Origin of the sequence: Legionella shakespearei DSM 23087, assembly GCF_000373765.1 — a bacterium.
GTDB lineage: Bacteria > Pseudomonadota > Gammaproteobacteria > Legionellales > Legionellaceae > Legionella > Legionella shakespearei.
Genome location: NZ_KB892426.1, coordinates 19135 through 40354, shown reverse-complemented (window position 1 = coordinate 40354; position 21220 = coordinate 19135). Strand labels below are relative to the sequence as shown.

Below are 21220 nucleotides of genomic sequence, written 5' to 3'. Positions count from 1 at the left end.
CCCTTGGTATGGAGATCCACCGTTGTTGAAACAATGGATCTGGCATATTTAACAATTATCTTATGGCTGAATTTGGTGTATCAATAATCCAGGGTGGGTTTTCTCCAAGAAAGGCTACCGGGTCAAAACCTAAATCAGTAACTCGCTCCCACTCCCAATCCAGATAACGCTCCTGATTTCTTTCTGCTTTGGCTTCACTGGTAGCATCTGCAGTAAAGCAACCGTCAAAGGGATCATAAGTGTAGGTGTTACACACAGCTCCGGTCAGTTCAGCTACATTCCCCATTCGTCCATACCATTCGTCAACCAACATGGGACTATCAGGATTCAACGCGGGATCCAGTATATAAATTGTCCCCATATAATTTACTGCAGTTGAAACATGGTACCACCAGGTAACATAGCCTTCTTGTGAATATTTGGTTTGAACCATCAAATCACCAAAGGCGAAAATTTTTGCTGGGCGTTGCAATTGTTCACTTTCAAGTTTGATTCCAGATAAAGCGGCTCGTGCGAAACAGCCATCATCAGGGTAGAGCCAACTGATTCTTCGTGCAAAATCCGGTTTTTCCATAGTATGAAGAAAACGGCTGTCACGAATGACCTTAAATAAATGCATGAGTTCTTCATAACTGGCAACCATGGGTACAGATGAAAAGTCCATATCTTTAAAAAGAACTTTATTGCCCACCGGAGTTTCTCTTGGCCTCAGGGACTTGATTACACCCTGTGGCGCCTGCTGTTTAACCCGGGTTATCGCCTGTTTAAAGGTTTCATTGGTTAATCGTTTCGGCGAGATTGTAAATTCAGGGGACTGAGAAAATGCAATTAACGGACACATCAGCATTAAAGAAATAAATAATTTCATAACAGCTCCTATCATAGTGCGGCATTGAATCTCTATGACTTCAATATCCGGAATTCAGATCATCCTTGACCATTTTTATAAGTATCATGAAATATTGGAAAATACCAGTTACACGTCGTTTCTTCGCGCGTCTTTTTGAAAGCGGCATGATGCCAATAATGCTAAGAAAACCGAGCCGCGACCGTAAGGAAGCGGAACAGTTCGATGCACTCCATTGTGGATTACTCATTAGGTGTACTTCCAAAATTTCCGCTCCCTCACGGTCGCGGCTCGGTTTTCTTTAGGTTATGAGAGCATAAGGAAACAGAAGATGTAGTGCTGATAAATAAATCATTTTCGTGGGGATTCCTCCGTTCAGGACGACGTGTCACTGTGCCCTATTCATCCCCGGTTGCGAGCAACCGGGCTACCGATTTGCTCTCGCTGTTTTCTAAGTATAAAATAGAGCTCCCTTACTTTGAGGTGTGAACGATGTCTAATATTCTTGTAAGTATTCTCATGGGTTCCAAATCGGATTGGGCGATAATGGAAGAAACTGGCCGTATGCTGGACAAATTAGGTATTCCTAATGAAGCACGCGCCCTTTCAGCACATCGCACTCCCGATGCAGTGTTTGAATATCTGAAATCTGCAGAACAGCGCGGGGTTGAAGTATTCATCGCAGCAGCAGGCGGTGCAGCGCATCTTCCTGGAGTTATTGCAGCAAAGACCACTCTTCCTGTTTTAGGTGTCCCCATGCCATCGTCCACGTTCACGAATGGAATGGATGCATTACTTTCTATAGTTCAAATGCCCGCGGGTATTCCTGTAGGAACACTGGCTGTAGGTAAAGCGGGAGCAATTAACGCCGCCCTGCTGGCAGCGCGATTCCTTGGGAATAAATATCCTGAATATAAACGGGCTGTGGTTGCGCATTTGGAAGAGCAGGTTAAAACAGTGTTGGAAAATTCGCAATTGAAAGGTTGAACCCTTATTAAACCAGCGTAATTGATGCAGCGATAGTGCTGTATTAAGTAACACTCAGATCTATGCAGAATCGCCTTCCCCTCTCCGGGGGAAGGTGCCCGACAGGGCGGATGGGGGGATCAAAAGGAGTCTTTTATCAATAGGTTATGTTGTTCTTTTTGATCCCCCCACCCGCCCTGTCGGGCACCCTCCCCCGGGGGGTGGAGGGGCTACTTGCGTAGATCATCCTGTTTATTTGCATCCTTTTTACAGGGTTAAAATAGGAGAGGAACATTCAGAGCTATAAAGTAATCAAGGCTACATTATTTAGACTTTAGTCTTATAGCCTCAACCAATGCATCCCCCTCCAATGCCTGTACTCTGGCTTTCAATGATTCGGCATTATCGTCAGGTAATACCGGGCATTTCTTTTGTAAAATGACAGGTCCTGCGTCCACTTCCTGAATCACATAGTGAATGGTGCAACCCGTCTCTTTAACACCGGCATCCAAAACTGCCTGATGCACTTCCAAATCCATTTTTCCTGCGAAGGCTGGTAATAATGAGGGGTGGACGTTGATTACTTTATGATGCCAGTGCGATACAAAATCGGCGGATAAAATCCGCATGTAGCCGATTAATACCACCAAATCGACTTTATAGTTCATAAGTAATGTGCTGATTTGTTCATCGTAATCCTCACGGCTTAGGCCTTTGGGACTTAAAAACTCTGTTTTTAAAGCATGAGCCTTTGCCCGCTCAAGAATTATAGCATCGGCTTTATTACTTATGACTACTTCTATAGAGGCATCCAGCTGCTTTTTATTGATTGCATCAATAATGGCAAGCATGTTGGTGCCGCGTGTCGATCCTAAAATTCCAAGACGCATTATGAGCCTCGCAACCTGCGCATTGCTGCTATGCGCTTATTGATGAGTACCGCTGTACCTATATCTTTACGATGAAACAAGGGACCATTAATCCGACTTATTTCCTGCTCGGCTAACTGTTCCGCAGTCTCAAGACTGTCAGCAACACCTACATAAGCAGCCGTGCGCGAACCTGTTGCGTACAGCAGGCCATCAACTGCGTTAACCGCTGCCAGATAAAGAAAGGTTTTATCTTCTACTGAATTGATGTCTATCAATTCATTTCGTAAAGGATGCTCAGGATAGCCTTCAGGAACTGCATATTTGCATACAGTGGCTTTGCGGGAGAATTTAATCTCTGTTTCAGCTGCAGCACCATGAATCAATGAGGAGCAAAGTTCTGCAAAATCTGATTCAAGAATACTTAAAACATTTAAAGCTTCCGGATCACCAAAGCGGGCGTTAAATTCGATAACATAAACCCCTTTTGCAGTGGCGATAAAGCCACCATAGAGTATACCTATATATTTTTCACCCGTTTCAGTTTGTAAGGCTTTTACAACTGCCTGGTTAATTGCTAATGCATCGGTCACATCACTTTGAGATAAAAAGGGTAAGCTGTGATCGGCAGAAGAGTAACTTCCCATCCCGCCTGTATTCGGCCCTTTATCATCTTCATAGGCTCTTTTGTTATCCTGAATCAAGGGCATGGGAATCAACGTATTGCCATCAGAAAAGCACATAAAAGAAAACTCTTGTCCTATTAACTTTTCTTCAATGACCAGGGTTTGCCCCTGAGCAAAAATTTCGTCACAATAATCCATTGCTTCGTCAAAAGAATGAAGGTGATCACCCGCAACCTTTACCCCCTTCCCCGCCATGAGGCCATTGGCTTTAACTACATAACAGCCATCACCTAATTCACGCAAAAACTCTGCAATTCCCTGTGAATTGGTAAATGTTTTGTATTTGGGTAATCCTGCAATCTGGTATTGTTGCATCAGATTTCTGGCAAAACCTTTACTGGTTTCAATTTGTGCCAATGCCTTTTTAGGGCCTATAACCGGGATATCATGAGCCCATAGAGCATCTGCAAGTCCCTGCTCCAGAGGCGCTTCGGGACCAATAATGGCCATATCAATACCCCATTTTCCGGCTTGCTCACTGAGTGCAGCCACATCAGTGATATCGCCTGCCCAATAATTAAGGCACAGGACTTCGATGCCAGGATTATGTGAGGTACCGCAACAAAAAAGATTGGGTTGCAGTGCCGACAGCGATAAAGTTTTTGCAATAGCATGTTCGCGTGCGCCAGAACCTATAATCAGAATATTCATCAGGAAAGCTCTCCAATTTCTCTGTCAGAGCCATTTTCGCTGACTCTTTTTTTCTCCAGTGCTTTTATTTTTTCTTCGGTGATTTGACCGCAAATATAACGGCCATCCATACAGGCCATACAGGGCTTTTCCATATGATGTGTTCCTTTACGAGTGACTGCTTCGACCAGGTTTTCCTGGGTTTGATACAATAATTTATCTACCCCCAAAAAGTCACGGATTTCCTCTTCATTCATGTGGGCTGCAATCAGTTTCTTGCGGGAAGGAATATCAATACCGTAAAAACAGGGATTTTTAATAGGTGGGCAAGTAGAAACAAAATAAATTTCTAAAGCACCAAATTCGCGGATCATTTTAACGATCTCGCGAGAGGTGGTCCCTCTTACAATACTGTCATCGACTATCAGTACTTTCTTATTATTTATTTCTGTTTTTTGCGGCGTTAATTTATAACGTACCTGACGGGATCGTGCTTCCTGATTGGGCATGATAAAAGTACGGCCAATAAAAGGGTTTTTATAGAGGCCTTCCGAATAACGGATACCCAGTTCATTAGCAAAAGCCAAAGCGGCTGTATTTGCTGTGAATGGTGCGGGAATCACTACGTCAGGCAAGACATCAGGATAGTGTTCCTTCCAGGTTTTGGCCAGATTTTGCCCCATGCGTAATCGCGCCCGGTATACGCTGACGTCATCAAGAGTTGCATCGGGTCGCGCAAAATAAACGTATTCAAAAATGCAAGGGGTGAATTCTTTGTTCGTCAGTACTCTGCGGAATAATTTGCCTTCTTTATTCACATAAGCGACTTCGCCCGCTTTCAGATCGCCTTTAGGTTCAAAGCCCAATGCATAAAATGATGTGGTCTCTGAGGCGAAGATATAATCTATGCTGCCGTCTTCGCGGACTCGTTCGCCCCAGACTAAAGGACGGATACCGTGGGGATCTCTGAACGCAACCAGGCCTTTTCCTATAACGACGCTGACTACTGAGTAAGAACCCTCGACACGGTCATAAATGGTATTTACCGCATTACATAGCACATTAAAAAATTGCTCGTCATCGGTATCAGAATAGGAACCAACGGCCAGATTGTCAGCCAAAAGAAGCAAAAGCGCTTCTGAATCCAGTGAGGAATTCAAATGCCGGTGTTGTTTACCGCAAATTTCTGCAACGAGTTCTGGGTAATTCACCAGGTTGCCGTTATGCGCCAGGGAAATTCCTCGGGGGCTACCTATCCACAAAGGCTGGATGTCTGCCTGACTGTAGCCGCCTGCGGTTGGGTATCGTGCATGAGCAATGCCCACATTTCCTTTCAGGCGTGCAATATCATCAGCAAAGATAGATTCTCTCACCAGCCCCATGCCGTGCTTGGGATAGAAACGATCATCACAGGTTAAAATACCACAAGCGTCCTGTCCCCGATGTTGTAAATGAATCAGACTGTCATAGAGTTCAGCAGCAACGGGTTCATGACTGTAAATACCGACAATGCCACACATAAGGTGTTTTCTCCTGGACGCAATGATTTGATATTATAATGTAGGCCGAGTGGGTATCGATGTTTGCCCTCTCCCTAACCCTCTCCCGCGCTCACCGTCAGCTTTTTACACTAATTCCTTTCGCGGGCGAGGGAACTGCACTGTTCCACTGATAAGTGCAAACTTAACATATGAAATTTAGTACCACTCTTCCCCTCTCGCGCCAAGGAACAGCATCGTTCCAGTGTCTGGTTAAAACACAGCATCTCAAATGTTGCACAGTTCAGCCCCCTCGCCCGCGAAAGGGATTAGTGTAATAATCAGTTTCCTATCGCGGGAGAGGGTTGGGGAGAGGGACAGCATCGATCTTTGCCCTCTCCCTGACAGCGATCCTCCGCCTCCCGCAGCTTGTCCGCGGAACAGCAGAAGTCTTACCTCAACCATTGTTCAATATTATTCATTATCCGCTGATTTACAGGACCTGGCTTATCCTCATAAACAAAGGGTTCTTTAGTTATTGTCTGATAAAGCTGAATGTAGCGCGAAGCCAGGGTTACAATCAGTTCATCTGGAGCCTGGGGCAGCACTTTATCATTATAAGGATCGCAATGGTCCACAAACCATAAACGTAAAAACTCTTTGTCAATGTTCTCTGGTTCCTTGCCTGCATCAAAGCGTTCCTGATAGCCAGCGGCCAGCCAGTAACGGCTGGAGTCTGGAGTATGAATCTCATCGACCAGGACAATACGGCCATTAGCATCGCGGCCAAATTCGTATTTGGTATCCACCAGAATCAGACCATGCCTGGCAGCCACTTCCATACCATAGCGAAATAACTTCAGTGCCAGTTCACTCGCTTCATCCCAGTCTGCCTGAGTCATCCAGCCTTCAGAGACAATTTCTTTAGGGCTAATAGGACGATCATGCTCGGTTTCTTTAGTCGTAGGCGTCAGTATAGGCTCTGGTAATTGTTGGTTTTTCTTTAACCCCTCCGGGAAAGACAAACCACAATAGTCACGTACCCCTTTTTGATATTGAGTCCATAAGGAAGTACTGGTAGTGCCAGAAATGTATCCTCGCACCACAAACTCTATAGGAAAGACCTTACATTTTTTGGCAATGACCACGTTGGGATCAGGCACTGCAATCAAATGATTGGGTACTATGGATTCTGTATTCTTAAACCACCAGACTGAAGTTAAATTCAAGACCTGGCCTTTATAGGGAACTGAAGCCAATAGCCTGTCAAAAGCACTTTGCCTGTCGGTAGTCACCAGAATTAATTTATCACCCAAATCATAAGTATCACGAACCTTTCCTTTGTACCGTTTACCAAAGTCAAAATTCGTTTCAGTCAGACAAAACGGGAGAGCCGCGGTTATTGCATTTAAATCAGGAGTTTTTATATTCATAGCATTCATGCGCATGTTGGTTAAAAAATATATTGGTTTTTAAAAGAGTCTCTTTAAAATCCGCCTGGTCTGCTTCATCAGATTCAAAAAGCCATACCACACCGTGCTGTATGTTTTTTAAACCGGTTATTGCAAAGTGATCTTCCAGCATTTGCATCTTTTGCTGTCCCAGTAAATCTTCCCGGGATTGTACCAAATAAGCTAGTGAATAAGTCTTGTGCACCTCTTCTGGAGGAACCAGGTATTCTTTACGTTCATTGAACAAAACACCCGTCTTTTTTATTTGTTCTATAAGCTCTGGCGAATCACAATCAATTTGCCAATGCGTCAGTCGGCTGACCCGTACCGAAATACCGTTTTGCCTTAAGGTATTTTGCACCGTCAAGGCCTGATTGTCAGTTATCACCAGTTTCACCAAAAGTTCATGCGTTCCTGCTTTTTTACGGTACGCTTCACTGTTGCCAGAAGTCGGTGTATAGGATAAATGCTGTGGCCTGTATTCTTTCTTTTCCAGAATATAATCCCGCATGGAATGAAAAATGGGGTCACCCGCCAAAGTGCGCTCAGGATGAGGCATCATAGCCATGACGTTACCTGACTTATTCATTATTGCAGCCGTATTAAGCAAGGAACCGTTCGGATTTATCGGGAAATTATCTATAATGTTTCCGCTCTCATCGCAGTATTGAAATACGTTTAAACCTTCTGCTTCGACTTCACTTAATAATTCTGCTGGCATTACAAATCGGCCTTCAGCATGAGCTACCGGAACATGAAGTATAGACTCTTTAGTCAGATAGCGAGTGAAGGCATTAGTTTTCACCCTGTCACAAGGACGCATGTGAATCCAGCTGTTGTAAAAGCCTGTTCCCAGAATTTTACCATCAACCATGCGTTTGTTATCGGTAAGCGCCATGCCCAATTGATTGTTTTTCAAGCCCGGAACCAGGCCTGTTTCAACCAGAATCTGTGCGCCATTGCAAATACCCAATACGGGTTTTCCCTGTTCGCTTTGCAAGGCAATTTCGCGCATGACCGGATCAAGAGCCGCAATAATTCCCGCCCGTGAGCGGTCTTCGTAAGAAAAGCCACCTACGATAACGTAACCATCCATGTCTCGCAGGGTGCTGTGGGGTTCATTCCAGAGAAAAGCAACGGGATTCATACCCGCCCTTTTCACTGCCAGCATGGTTTCACGCTCACAGTTAGAACCTGGAAACTGGACTATGGCAATGTTCATTAGAATAATCTCACTTCAGATTTACCGGGCACCACGCTTCCTATCTGGTAAAGAGGAAATGCAGGGTAATTTTTTAAGGCTTCCCTCATTGTTGCAATCACATCGGGCGCTACCACCATGATTAGGCCTATTCCCATATTAAAGGTACGATACGATTCCTGATCATCGAGTTGTCCCAATGCAGATAAAACATCAAATACCGGTAGTTCAGGACAATTGTTCTTATAAATTTCCACACCACAGCCATCAGGTAAGATTCTGGGAATATTTTCCAACACGCCACCGCCACTGATATGAGCCATGCCTTTAACAGGTATATTCAAGTCGAGCATATGCAGTATAGGCTGGGTATAGTTAATATGCGGAGCCAGTAAGGTCTCACCAACGGTCTGATCCAAATCAGCTATTCTGGAATCAACCGTATAACCGCCTACGTCAAAAAACAGTTTTCGCGCCAGAGAATAGCCGTTGGTATGCAGTCCGCTGGAAGGAAATGCAACAACCACATCGCCAGGCACTATGTCCTTTCCTAATATAGCCTTTTCTTTTTCAACCACGCCCGTGATCACCCCAACCAGATCGTGTTCACCGTGCAAATAAGTATCTGGCATTTCAGCCGTTTCACCACCAACCAGGGAAATCCCATTTTCAAGACAGGCCTTACTCATGCCGATAATAATTTCTTCTATATTTTCCGGCTTTAAACGATCAGTCGCAATATAATCCAGCAAGGTAAGTGGTCTGGCACCCAGAACAATGATGTCGTTCGTTGTCGCACTGACCAAATCAATACCTATGGTATCAAATTTTTGCATCATACGTGCCACTATCATTTTGGTTCCTACCCCATCAATACTTTGCACCATAACGGGGTGTTGATATTGTTCCATCAAGGGTTTCAAATCGTACATGGCTCCAAAGCTGCCAATACCGGTTAATACCTGGGGAGAAAAGGTTTGTTCTACGTTACGCTTGATCCGTCGCACAGCTTCATTGCCCGCCTCAATATCAACACCTGCTGTCTTGTAACTGATGGTTGCCATTATAGTAGTCTCTCTCTTAAGCCTTGTTCCCATGCCCATTGGGCTTTACTCACTGCCAGATTAATACAGGAATTGATTTGCAAAACAGGTTCTGTTGTGGTCATGCCAATAGTGGTACATGTCACCTGATATTGGCTGAACAAGCGCTCAAGAGCAGCGCTGTTTTTCTTATCTGCTTCCAGAATAAAACCACCCGATTCGCTGAATAAGAGTTTATCCACAGACAGATTGCCTGGTATCTCCACCTTAAAACCAATCGCATTTTTAAAGCTCATTTCTGCCAGGGCAACAGCAATACCCCCTTCAGAAATATCATGTGCCGACAGGACTAAACCTTGTTGAATGGCCGAGGCTACTGCCTGCACTTCGCTATTGATCGTATGGAGATCAGGTTTTGGCACGTTCGCGCCTAAAGCATCAAACAATTGGTAATATACGCTTCCACCACATTCATCTTTGCGCTCACCAACCATCATTAACAGACTGTCACTTTGCTTAAGGGCATAAGTAACGGAACGCTCGACATCAGGCAAAGCACCCAGACAACTGATCATGGGACTTGGCGGAATAGAGCCTTTTACAGATTCATTATAGAGAGACACATTCCCTGCAATTACGGGCAAAGTGGCTTCAGGATGATTTTTTAATTTGATTGCGGCACAGGCATCGATAATACCGCGCACTGAATCAACAAACTCGCCCATCTGCTCAGGTTTTTCAGGATTACCGAAACAGAGGCAATCGGTTAAGGCTACCGGATTGGCACCTACTGCAGTAATGTTACGCACCGATTCGACTACAGCATTCACAGCCCCCCAATAGGCATCAATTTTATTGTAGCGAGGATTTTGATCCAAAGATAAGGCAATCCCTGTTTTACGGATTTCTTCAGGATATTTGTCTTCATTAAAGGGTTGCATGACGCCAGCATCAGCCCAACCGGCTTCTATATGAGTACGGCCTTGTACTTGCTTGTCATAGGTTTCAAATATGGGGGCTTTGGAGGCAATGTTTTCATGCGCCAAAAGAGTCAGCAACAGTTGGTTAAAATCGCCAACTGCAGGTAATTCAGGTTCCGCATTGTTCTGCGTTTTACTGGTGTAAGGCCTGTTATAGACTATGCCTTTTGTCACATCAGTTACTTTGGCGCGGACTAACTCTTTCCCTTTATAATTCACAACATACATGCCATCAGTGCGAATTGTTCCGATCACAGCAGCACGGGCACCTTCAGAGACCTTAGACAATGCAAAGGTTTCATTGTAATGATTTAAAATAGTCTCTACCAAATCAGGTGGGACAACCCACATGAAACGCTCTTGTGTTTCAGAACAAAGGATAACCGATGGCAGCAAATCAGCCATACCCACCGGCACTTTTTCCAAATCAATTTCAGCGCCGTAATGGCCACCTGCTTCGGCGAGTTCGATACTGGCACAGGCCACACCACCAGCACCCAAATCCTTAAAACCAACCTTATCGATTAGATTTCTTTCTCTCAAGAGCTCAAAAAGTGCATAGTTGGCTTTGAGCACGTGGCGTTGTAAAAAAGCATTGGGTTCTTGTACCGCCCCTTTATTTCGTTCCTTTGACTCTTCTTCCAAAGTAGTTGAGGCGAAACTGGCACCACCAAATCCACTGTTGTCAGTAGGTTTGCCAACGAGAATATACACATAGTCCTCTGCATTTTTGGGAGCATAGGAATGAATGATATGATCTTCCCTGACAACGCCTAAAGTGACTACGGTAACCAGACAGTTTTCGTTGTAACCTGAATCGTAATAAACATCGCCCGCAATATTGGGAATACCCAGAGGATTACCGTAACCCGCGATACCTGCAACGACACCTTCCTGAATCCAGTGCGTGTGTGAGCGTTTGATATCGCCAAAACGTAAGCTGTCAGCCACAGCAATTACTTCACCGCCCATGCAGCATACGTCCCGCACATTACCGCCTACACCGGTCGCAGCTCCTTCATAAGGAACAATTTGCGAGGGGTGGTTATGTGATTCATGACTGACAATGATTCCGTAACGATGGCCTTGGTTGTCTTTAGCCACAGCAACAATTCCAGCATCTTCTTTTGCGCCAAGAATGACCTCAGGACCATCCGTAATAAATTGCTTTAAATGCACTCTGCTGCTTTTATAAGAACAATGTTCTGAACCTTGAATTGACCAGAGGACACATTCAGCATGGGTTGGGGGGCGTTTGAGAAAGTCATTTTGGATAGTTAAAGCCTCATCAACAGAAAGGCTCAGATTATGATGGCGGAGCAGGTGCTCAATTTTTTCGCGAGATAAAGCTGAAAAATCGAGTGTTTCAGACAGCGTTTCCATGAATCCCTTAAATAAGAAAAGGTGGTAACTTATGAATGATTGGTAAAATCATTCGCCCAATTAACTTTTTTTCTATATAAAACGTATTAACTCAAGTGACGTGTAATTTCTATACAAGTATTGAGTTAATGTTCCCGCATTACGCTTCGCTAATACGGGCTACGAATCTTGGTATTTCGGAATCTGCGTGTATTGTATCGGGTAATGCTGTAATTTAGCAATTAAAAAATAAAACTAACTGATCACCCATTCAATTTGCTTTTTCAAATCAATCTCAATTTCAGACAACTCTTCAATATCGTGATCGATAAATGGATTGGCGTCAGGATTTTTTTCCTGATAAGCCTTCATTCGTTTGTCACGTTCCTGATGAAGCCAGCATATCTGTGGGGAAAACAAGCGGAGAAGCCCTTCCACCCATTTATCAAGTACCTGCCAATAAGGATCATCGGTCAGGGTCATGTTATATCGTTTCAAAAAATAAGGAGCATGTTGCGCGTCATACCATATTTCGGAAGTAACCCAACGGTTCACGGTAAACAAGCGTATAGGCTGTCCAAACTGGTTCATTCCAATGGCGATCAAATGGGTCATGGGGTTTTCTATATATTTATCCCAATCAGGTAAGTCAGCGGGTTTTATTCGTTTTGGAATTTGTTTGTAACGCATAAAACAGTGAAAATGGCCGTGTTCTGTGCTTTCCAGATTTTCCCTGTGGCAATGATAAAAATACTGGGATCCTGTGCTTTTATCTATGCGATCCCCTTTGGGATAATGACTAAAACGTTCATGCTGGGGGATATCTCTCAGTGTGTAATGAAGTATATTTCCACCTTCTTGAGTACTCATCTGTTGCTGAGCTTCCAACACTTGAGTCGCGTGGGTCAAAAATACTTTCTGTCGCCATTTACTAAGCCTGGGTAAAACAAAGTCTGAATCCATTGACATAATTAGCTACATATATAAGAAGAGGTATAAAAACAGGGTCTGTTAACAGACCAGCTGAAGCCAGAATATCAACAGACCCCGACTCTTAACCAGAGTTGTTGTCATTTGCTATTTAAGCCAGAGACAACATGCTCTGATTATTAATCACCACTGCAAGAGCTACCAGTGCAGCCGCCGCAACCTTTACAACCATTGCATCCTTTGCATCCATTACAACCAGCACAGCCTTTGTTGCCTTGGCATCCAGAAACTGCAGGAGCAGAAGAATCATCCGCATATGCCACAGAAACCATTGGAGCAGATGATAATGCTGTTAACAGTGCAGCTACTGCCATTGTTGATTTTTTCATGGTATTACTTCCTTGATAGTTAATGAGATTTTATGTTAACCCATTAAGATATTAGCAAACAATTTCAGTTTTATCTTCTATTTTTAAAAAATAAATTAGATTGATTTTAACTCAATTGGAAAGATATAGGCTCAAGGAACTATTTGATGTACGGATTGATTATATTACACCTCATTTCTTCGCGCGAAGAAGCTTCGAATACTGGCACCATAGCACTTTCGGGAGATCCTTCGCGCAAAAAGACGCGCTCAGGACGACGTGATTCGGGGTGAAGTTGCTCCGGAATAGCACAGTGCGTAGCCTGGTCTGCTTGCAGCCGGGATCGAGGAGGCTCCTGTGCCTCAACAAAAACTCCGCTTCCTCACGGTCGCGGCTCGGTTTTCGTGTGTTCGTATTGACTTCATCGTGCACCGGAAACCGAGCCGCGACCGTCAGGAAGCGGAACAGTGATACTGGCAGGGACTGTGTTTCTGCCCTGAATCCAAGGGGGTCCTTGCTCCGGACTTTCGTTCTGGAACTGCTTATAAAGTTCTTTGCCACTTCGATCCCGGCTGCAAGCAGACCAGGCTACGCACTGTGCTATTCCGGAGCAACTTCACCCCGAACCATGTCGTCCTGATCGTCTGACTTAAGACAATTCCTTCTTCGACAACAAAAGGAATAATTTATCGAGTAATCGGGTACTCAATATCCTTTTCAGAAAAACAAATAAATGAGCTGGAAAAGTAACTGGATATTTCGCCTTGGGTTTTTTGGCTTCAATCGCATGAATCAGTTTTTTAATCACCGCATCAGGCTTTTTAGTAAACATCGAATTGGTTTTCATAGCCTTGTAGGTAGTCAGCATGGCCTGGTATTGTTTTTTGAAATAGCTTTTTTCCATATCCACTTGCAACAGTGATTTATCGACTACATTATCTCTGAATCGACTTTCTATTGGCCCGGGCTCGACAGTCACTACGTGTATGTCTGAAGAATGCAACTCCAGTCTTAATGTGTCACTCAAACCTTCAACTGCATATTTTGAAGCATTGTAGGCTCCCCGAAAAGGCATACTGATGACGCCCAGAATTGAACTGATATTAATAATTCTGCCATGGCCCTGTTGCCGCATGACAGGAATAGCCTCGTTAGTTAGCTCCATAAGGCCAAAGACATTGGTTTCAAACTGCTGGCGTAATACATCTCGGCTTATGTCTTCGAGTGCTCCGGCTTGTCCATACCCTGCGTTATTAATCAAAACATCCAGATGGTTGTCGGTCATCGTTAATAGTTGGGCAAAGGAGTTTTTTATAGAGGCTGAATCATTGACATCCATAACTAAAGCCTCCAGACCCAGCTGCGATAGATGATCCACATCCGCTTGCTTACGGCAGGAAGCAATCACCCGGTGCCCTCTTTTCTTCAAAGCAAAAGCAGCTTCAAAACCAATACCACTGGAACAACCGGTAATAAAAATTATTTTAGGAATCATAGAACTGGCCTGAAAATTGATTGCGGTAATGCTACAGATCATCCTCAAGAAAAGCTATATGTATTCTGAGAGAAACACTGCTATTCAATTAAGAAGCAATTAATTTAAAATATAAAAAACTGTAGCCTTGATGCAGAGACAGCGTAATCAAGGCTACACCTATTTTTAAATAAACCCCTCTTGACTTAACGTATATGAGTTATGAATAAGAAAGTTATTTTATCCAGTCGTTACTTCGATGCCGTTCGGGCTGAGGAGAGGCGGTAGCCTCGTCTCGAAGCCTTGTACAGTGCCAAGGCTTCGAGACAGCGCTATCGCGCTTCCTCAGCCCGAACGGCATCGAAGTAACGACTGGCTCAAACAACTTTCTTATCTGAAACTCACGTTAACTTAATTACAGTGAAGGTTAGAGAAAGGGTAAATATCGATCTTGCCCCCTCTCGCGATAAAGATCTGAATGTTATAAGGATCGCTCAAACGGGCTACAATACTAAATGCTCACAAATAAAACTAACTGCCATTATTTAAACTATAATAAGCTTGAAAACTATAAAAAAAGGATTGCATCATGGAAAAAGTAACGAATCAGAATTCCAAATTACTGCCAATGCTTCTTATTTCTTTTATCTTATTTATTGGTATGTTCTTTTATACCGGTCTCACTTATGCCAGCACCAGTCCGTCGCAACCTCCAGGCACCCAACTGGCTTATTTCATTGGTTATCACAGTTATGGAGGACCTGGTTATATTTATTACGGTCCTAAATACCGTCCCCGAGGAACTTATTGGACTGGATGGAGATACATCGGGCATGGTTGTAAAAGAAGTTGCCTTATAGAACGCTGGAGTGGCCGGGTTATTCGCTGCACCAAGCGTTGCTATTAAAAATACTGAGTCCAGAAGTTTTCAACTGACTTCCCTCTTCTGTTCCAGAAGCAGGGAAGTAGCTCTGGCTGAACAAATCAGAAAGATTCCGAGACATTGTTGTAAACTCCTTTTTCAACAATTATGCAAAAAAATCGATTAATCCTTTAGGGGGTTTTTTGCTTAATGGCGACAATTGAATCTCTTCATCCCTGCTTTGAAATAATGCGTCTTGCCTTTCATTATTCTGTTGGCTAAACCCTTGAGAATTATCCCCTAAACCAACATATGCTTCAGAAAGATTTAAACCCTGTTCTGCCATCATCTCGCGTAAGCGATGCAATGCCTGGTCAACCACATCACGTACATGACCGCTGTGACTGACTATATTTACTGAAGCAGAATCCTTTACTACTTTGATGCTGATTTCCAGAGGCCCAAGATCTTCCGGGTTTATCCTAATCAACGCACTCTTAATGCCCTGATGCCCCAGCCAGACTATGTGTTCTGAAAATTTGTCGGCCCACTGAGAATTACCTATGTCTACAGGGATATCAAGTGTTTTGACCAGAGGTGGCTCGGTGTTTTGCCTGGCCTGCTGGACAGGTAAACTTGCCTGCTGATGCAGCGTTTTAGCGCTTTGTGCATTTTGTACCGCCATTTCATCGGCCTTGGGCTTATTTTCATTTTCTTTCTTTTCGTCTTTAGGTAAGGTAACTGCATTTTCAACGGTTAATTTTTTCAGTTTTTCATAAAGTTCATTACCTGATTCTGTACTTAATCCCTCAACGATGTCCTGCTCACCAAAAAACTCATCTTCAACGCCATTGCCTGATATTTCGGAGCCAGGATTAGTACCTCTAGTCAAATTCATATCCGGTGATGTATTTTTGACAGTCAGCAACTCGGCAGGTACTTTGTTTTGCTGTAGTGGATTATTACTCACCTGAGGGCGACGTTCCATAGTGTCAGATGGATTCTTGTTTTCAAGTTCAGGGGGTTGAAAATTGTCTGCATCAATCCACACCAAAGCTGCATTATTATTTATAGGAGGTGCCGGATTCTGCAGAGTTTCGATAATAGATGAATCTTCTGCAACCTTAGTGCCTTCATCTTGGCGTTCATTGATCCTGTCATCAGAATCAACTGATACAGAAACTGTCCCTTCATTTTCAGCAGTTTTTTCAACGGGAATATGTGACAACATATTTGCCATTAATAAGACAAAAGACTCTGGATCAATCCCTTCAACGCTATTATTTTGCTCATCCTGACCATCAAGCAGAGTATTTGCCACTTCCTTTCCCTGAATCGCAGACGCATCGGTGCCTGCAGACATATTCTGAATAATATTATTCAAATCAATCATGTAAACGCTCCTTGTCATACGAATTATTAACTAGCAATATCCATACCAAGTACAAATTGCTGCCTCAAATATTCAAGCGAGCCTTAATAAATATCCCATGAAAAATTATTAAATATACGCTATGATAATGGTTTTGATTTTGGGAGCTCTTTATGAAAGTAGGCCGTGACAGTCTATCAACAAAATGTAAATTGGATGTTGATGGAAAAACCTATCATTATTACAGCTTGAAAGAAGCTGAAAACAAACATTTTAAAGGTATAAATCGCCTTCCCTACTCTCTGAAAGTTCTTTTTGAAAATTTACTGCGCTTTGAAGACGATAATACAGTTACTACCAAAGACATCAAGGCTATTGCAGAATGGTTAGAAACCAAAACATCACAAAATGAAATTGCGTTCAGACCAGCACGAGTTCTTATGCAGGATTTTACCGGAGTACCTGCGGTGGTAGATTTGGCGGCCATGCGTGATGCCATAGTAAAAATGGGCGGTAATCCTGATAAAATTTCACCCCTGTCACCAGTAGATCTGGTTATCGACCACTCGGTAATGGTTGATAAATTCGGCACCAGTGACTCACTTGCAGTCAATACTGAAATTGAAATGGAACGAAATAACGAGCGTTATGAATTCCTGCGTTGGGGACAAAAAGCATTTTCAAACTTTCAGGTCGTTCCTCCAGGTACAGGAATCTGCCATCAGGTAAATCTGGAATATCTGGGCAAAACCGTATGGAGTAGTGACTGTGATGGTGAATTATATGCTTACCCTGATACCCTGGTAGGTACTGATTCGCACACTACCATGATTAATGGCCTGGGCATTTTAGGCTGGGGAGTTGGTGGTATTGAAGCTGAAGCAGCTATGTTAGGCCAACCGGTTTCCATGCTTATTCCTGAAGTGATCGGTTTTAAATTAACCGGTAAATTAAAGGAAGGGATTACGGCAACCGACCTGGTACTCACCGTGACTCAAATGCTGAGAAAGAAAGGTGTTGTAGGCAAGTTTGTGGAGTTTTATGGCCCTGGTTTAAATGATTTGCCTCTTGCTGACAGAGCAACCATTTCCAACATGGCTCCTGAATACGGCGCTACCTGTGGTTTCTTCCCTGTAGACAAAGAAACAATCAAATACCTGGAGTTAAGTGGCCGCGACAAACACACCATAGCTCTGGTTGAAGCTTATGCGAAAGCGCAAGGTATGTGGTATGACAAAGACAGTGCAGATCCTGTTTTTACAGATACTCTGCAATTGGATTTGGATACTGTAGAGCCTTCTTTGGCAGGCCCGAAAAGACCCCAGGATAAGGTGAATCTGAGTTCTTTACCTGTTGAATTTGATAAGTTCCTGCAAGAAACCGGCAAAAGCACTGAGAAAAATAAAGAATTTTCTGTCAAGAATAAAAATTATTCAATGAAGCATGGTAACGTGGTTATTGCAGCAATAACCAGTTGTACCAATACATCAAACCCCAGCGTGTTAATGGCCGCAGGACTGGTAGCCAAGAAAGCGATTGAAAAAGGGTTACAGCGTAAGCCATGGGTTAAATCTTCTTTAGCTCCTGGTTCCAAAGTAGTTACTGATTACCTGAAACATGCAGGATTACAGACGTATCTGGATCAATTAGGATTTAACCTGGTCGGTTATGGTTGCACCACGTGTATTGGTAACTCGGGCCCCTTACCTGATGTGATTTCCCATTCCATCAGTGAACATGACCTGGTGGTTTCATCCGTACTTTCTGGTAACCGTAATTTCGAAGGGCGTGTCCATCCACAGGTAAGGGCAAACTGGTTAGCGTCACCTCCTCTTGTTGTTGCTTATGCGTTAAGCGGAACGACCTGTTCTGACTTGAGCAAAGAACCCTTAGGAAAAGACAGTAATGGTAATGACGTTTATCTTAAAGACATTTGGCCAACCAATGCGGAGGTAGCGACAGAAGTAGCCAAGGTTACTGGCGGAATGTTCCGTAAGGAATATGCTGAAGTATTTTTAGGTGATGCTCATTGGCAAGCGATTAAAACAGGTACGGGTAAAACTTATGAGTGGGATGCTGATTCTACTTATATTCAGCACCCTCCTTTCTTTGAAGACCTGAAAGCAAAACCGGAAGCTATAAAACCTATCCATAATGCTTATATTCTGGCATTGTTTGGTGACTCGATTACTACCGATCATATTTCTCCGGCTGGTTCTATCAAGGCAAGTTCTCCTGCGGGATTGTATTTAAAATCCAAGGGAGTTGATGAGAAAGATTTCAACTCTTATGGTTCTCGTCGTGGAAACCATGAAGTGATGATGCGCGGAACTTTTGCCAACATTCGTATTCGCAATGAAATGACACCCGGACAGGAAGGCGGAATCACTCGTTTTGTTCCTACCGGTGCGATTATGCCTATTTATGATGCGGCTATGCTGTATCAGGCTGAACATCAGGATCTGGTGGTTATTGCAGGTAAAGAATATGGTACTGGTTCATCCAGAGACTGGGCAGCAAAAGGTACTAATCTTTTAGGTGTTAAAGCGGTAATCACAGAGAGTTTTGAGCGTATTCACCGTTCGAATCTGATTGGTATGGGCGTTCTGCCATTACAATTCTGTAATGATATGACGCGTAAAACCTTAGGTCTTGATGGTAGTGAACGGGTCAGTATTGATATTTCTGATGCTCTGAAGCCTGGCGCTATGGTACCGGTTACTATTGAGCGTGCTAATGGCCAGAAAGAGCAGATTCAGGCACTCTGCCGTATTGATACCGCAGATGAACTGGAATACTACAAAAACGGTGGTATTCTCCAGTACGTTTTACGTAATTTGTGCGCGTAATTCTCTGTCCCGGTTGCGAGCAACCGGGCTTACCCCTCACCCTGAACGAAACGAAGAACCCCGCACTGGCACAATGCCGTAGCCCGGTCTGCTTGCAGCCGGGATCAATGAACCCTAACATAACCAACATAACCCCAAGAAGCTCCAGAGCGAAAGTCCGGAGCAAGAAATAAAGTACGTACCCGTATAACTGTTCCGCTTCGTGACGGATCCACGTCGTCCTTCGCGCAAAAAGACGCGTTCAGGACGACGTGGATCCGTCAGGAAGCGGAATTTTTGTTGCGGCACAGATCATCTCAAATTATTGATTTTTTCATATAAAAATGATAATTTTAACGGTTGACTATCTATAATGGATCCAGGTGCGTGGACAATTTTTACTTTGCTAATATACATTCTCATTATAATGGTTACCTATTAATTAACCGCCCTTATTACTGCACCCATTAAGGATTAATTATGCATCAGTCAAAAAAGGTTTTAAACGTCTTTTCTTTGGTCATGATTAACGTTATCGCGGTTGATAGTTTACGTACCTTGCCTATCAGTGCAAAACTTGGTTTGTCATTAATCTCTTATTACATTGTTGCCGCACTGGCTTTTTTTATACCAGTAGCCCTTGTTGCTGCTGAACTAGCTACTGCCTACCCGAATACCGGTGGAATTTATGTCTGGGTCCGTGAAGCATTTGGCCGCCGCGCAGGCTTTATCACCATTTGGCTGCAATGGATATACAATGTAGTCTGGTACCCCACCATGCTCGCCTTTATAGCAGCGACACTCTCCTATTTAATAGCTCCTGAACTGGCTAATAATAAATTCTATCTGTTAGGCACAGCCCTTGGCCTGTTCTGGTTATTTACCCTGCTTAATTGTTTCGGAATGAAACTGTCAAGCATAGTCAGCATCATTGGTGCCTCTATAGGTACAATCCTGCCCATGCTGGTGATTATTGTTCTTGGCGCCATATGGATGTTCCAGGGACGTCCGGTGGCAGTTAACTACCCCTCGTCATGGCTTCCTGATTTTAGTTCTTTTGGTAACCTGTCCCTTTTCTCTGCCATATTGTTTGGTTTAATCGGTATGGAAATGTCAGCAGTCCATGCTGAAGAAGTAAAAAACCCGCAACGTGATTATCCAAGGGCTTTGCTGTATTCCACTATATTAATCATTTCTACTCTTTCTTTAGGATCTTTGGCTATTGTGATTGTTGTGCCCAATGATAATCTGAGCGTAGTTTCGGGCCTTATTGATGCTTATTCCGTATTTTTTAGTTCCTATCATATGCCATGGATGACTCTGGTTATTGCTGTATTAATCATTCTGGGTGGTTTAAGTGGTGTGTCAGCCTGGATCATTGGCCCAACAAAAGGTTTACTGGTTTCTGCTCGCGATGGCTCATTACCTGCCCAATTTGCCCGTGTTAATAAACATGGTGCTCCAGTTACCATCCTGATAACGCAAGGCCTCATCTTTTCTGTGTTAAGTACTATATTCATCTTGCTTGATTCCATTAACGCCGCGTATTGGATGCTCAGTGATTTAAGCGCACAAATGGCATTACTGGTGTATATTATAATGTTTTCTGCCGCTATCAAACTGCGATACAGCAGCCCTGATCACCCTCGTGGCTATACTATTCCTGGTGGAAACCTGGTGATGTGGCTGGTATCAGGTACAGGAATATTGTGTTGTATCGCGGCTATGATTGTAGGGTTTATTCCCCCATCGCAAATCCCGGTTGGTAATATATACCTGTTTGAATCCTTTTTAATAGGCGGACTCATTTTATTTGTATTAGTGCCCTGGCTGTTCTCTAAACGGCATGATGATTAGGAGCGTTATGGCTCAT

Annotated in this window: 16 protein-coding genes; 4 read left to right on the top strand and 12 right to left on the bottom strand. The window is 43.6% G+C overall.

Features of this window, described 5'->3' with window-relative positions:
- Nucleotides 1-55: 55 nt before the first annotated feature.
- Entirely contained in the window at nt 56-868 is an 813-nt protein-coding gene (locus tag B094_RS0112495) for a protein-glutamine glutaminase family protein (RefSeq protein ID WP_018578150.1), read from the bottom strand.
- Nucleotides 869-1339: 471 nt separating this feature from the next.
- Here B094_RS0112495 and purE point away from each other — a divergent pair, with 471 nt between their 5' ends.
- Nucleotides 1340-1834, top strand: coding sequence for a 5-(carboxyamino)imidazole ribonucleotide mutase (purE, locus tag B094_RS0112490; protein ID WP_018578149.1), 495 nt, complete (start codon nt 1340-1342; stop codon nt 1832-1834).
- 302 nt (nt 1835-2136) lie between these two features.
- On the opposite strand, the gene purN is transcribed toward purE, so the two are convergent.
- From purN to B094_RS0112440, 10 genes are all read right to left on the bottom strand, one after another.
- On the bottom strand, nt 2137-2706 hold the full coding sequence (purN, locus tag B094_RS0112485) for a phosphoribosylglycinamide formyltransferase (protein WP_026254018.1): 570 nt from the start codon (nt 2704-2706) through the stop codon (nt 2137-2139).
- The gene (gene purD, locus B094_RS0112480; protein WP_026254017.1) at nt 2703-4022 is read right to left on the bottom strand and encodes a phosphoribosylamine--glycine ligase; all 1320 of its coding nucleotides are present in this window, start codon (nt 4020-4022) and stop codon (nt 2703-2705) included. Before purD ends, purN begins: the two co-directional genes overlap by 4 nt.
- On the bottom strand, nt 4019-5518 hold the full coding sequence (purF, locus tag B094_RS0112475) for an amidophosphoribosyltransferase (protein ID WP_018578146.1): 1500 nt from the start codon (nt 5516-5518) through the stop codon (nt 4019-4021). Before purF ends, purD begins: the two co-directional genes overlap by 4 nt.
- Nucleotides 5519-5928: 410 nt before the next feature.
- On the bottom strand, nt 5929-6909 hold the full coding sequence (locus B094_RS0112470; RefSeq protein WP_018578145.1) for a phosphoribosylaminoimidazolesuccinocarboxamide synthase: 981 nt from the start codon (nt 6907-6909) through the stop codon (nt 5929-5931).
- The gene (gene purQ, locus B094_RS0112465) at nt 6890-8149 is read right to left on the bottom strand and encodes a phosphoribosylformylglycinamidine synthase I (RefSeq protein ID WP_018578144.1); all 1260 of its coding nucleotides are present in this window, start codon (nt 8147-8149) and stop codon (nt 6890-6892) included. The genes B094_RS0112470 and purQ overlap by 20 nt, the downstream gene beginning before the upstream one ends.
- Entirely contained in the window at nt 8149-9192 is a 1044-nt protein-coding gene (gene purM, locus B094_RS0112460; RefSeq protein ID WP_018578143.1) for a phosphoribosylformylglycinamidine cyclo-ligase, read from the bottom strand. The genes purQ and purM overlap by 1 nt, the downstream gene beginning before the upstream one ends.
- On the bottom strand, nt 9192-11534 hold the full coding sequence (gene purL / locus B094_RS0112455) for a phosphoribosylformylglycinamidine synthase subunit PurL (RefSeq protein WP_018578142.1): 2343 nt from the start codon (nt 11532-11534) through the stop codon (nt 9192-9194). The genes purM and purL overlap by 1 nt, the downstream gene beginning before the upstream one ends.
- A 234-nt stretch (nt 11535-11768) precedes the next feature.
- On the bottom strand, nt 11769-12482 hold the full coding sequence (locus B094_RS0112450) for a DUF6969 family protein (RefSeq protein ID WP_018578141.1): 714 nt from the start codon (nt 12480-12482) through the stop codon (nt 11769-11771).
- A 112-nt stretch (nt 12483-12594) separates the two neighbouring features.
- Nucleotides 12595-12759 carry a hypothetical protein gene (locus tag B094_RS17085; RefSeq protein WP_193392326.1) on the bottom strand — a complete coding sequence of 55 codons (165 nt, stop codon included), beginning with the start codon at nt 12757-12759 and terminating at the stop codon, nt 12595-12597.
- Between the two features lie 701 nt (nt 12760-13460).
- On the bottom strand, nt 13461-14306 hold the full coding sequence (locus tag B094_RS0112440) for an SDR family NAD(P)-dependent oxidoreductase (RefSeq protein WP_026254016.1): 846 nt from the start codon (nt 14304-14306) through the stop codon (nt 13461-13463).
- A 568-nt stretch (nt 14307-14874) separates the two neighbouring features.
- Between B094_RS0112440 and B094_RS0112435 the strand changes: the two genes are divergently transcribed.
- Nucleotides 14875-15192, top strand: coding sequence for a hypothetical protein (locus B094_RS0112435; RefSeq protein WP_018578138.1), 318 nt, complete (start codon nt 14875-14877; stop codon nt 15190-15192).
- A gap of 121 nt (nt 15193-15313) precedes the next feature.
- Here the strand turns inward: B094_RS0112435 and B094_RS16575 are convergent, their stop codons facing one another.
- Nucleotides 15314-16540 carry a flagellar hook-length control protein FliK gene (locus B094_RS16575; protein ID WP_018578137.1) on the bottom strand — a complete coding sequence of 409 codons (1227 nt, stop codon included), beginning with the start codon at nt 16538-16540 and terminating at the stop codon, nt 15314-15316.
- 152 nt (nt 16541-16692) lie between these two features.
- Between B094_RS16575 and acnA the strand changes: the two genes are divergently transcribed.
- Both acnA and B094_RS0112420 read left to right on the top strand, forming a co-directional pair.
- Nucleotides 16693-19368, top strand: coding sequence for an aconitate hydratase AcnA (gene acnA, locus B094_RS0112425; protein WP_018578136.1), 2676 nt, complete (start codon nt 16693-16695; stop codon nt 19366-19368).
- Nucleotides 19369-19827: 459 nt separating this feature from the next.
- Complete coding sequence (locus B094_RS0112420; RefSeq protein WP_018578135.1) at nt 19828-21204, top strand: APC family permease; 1377 nt, start codon at nt 19828-19830, stop codon at nt 21202-21204.
- Nucleotides 21205-21220: the final 16 nt, after the last annotated feature.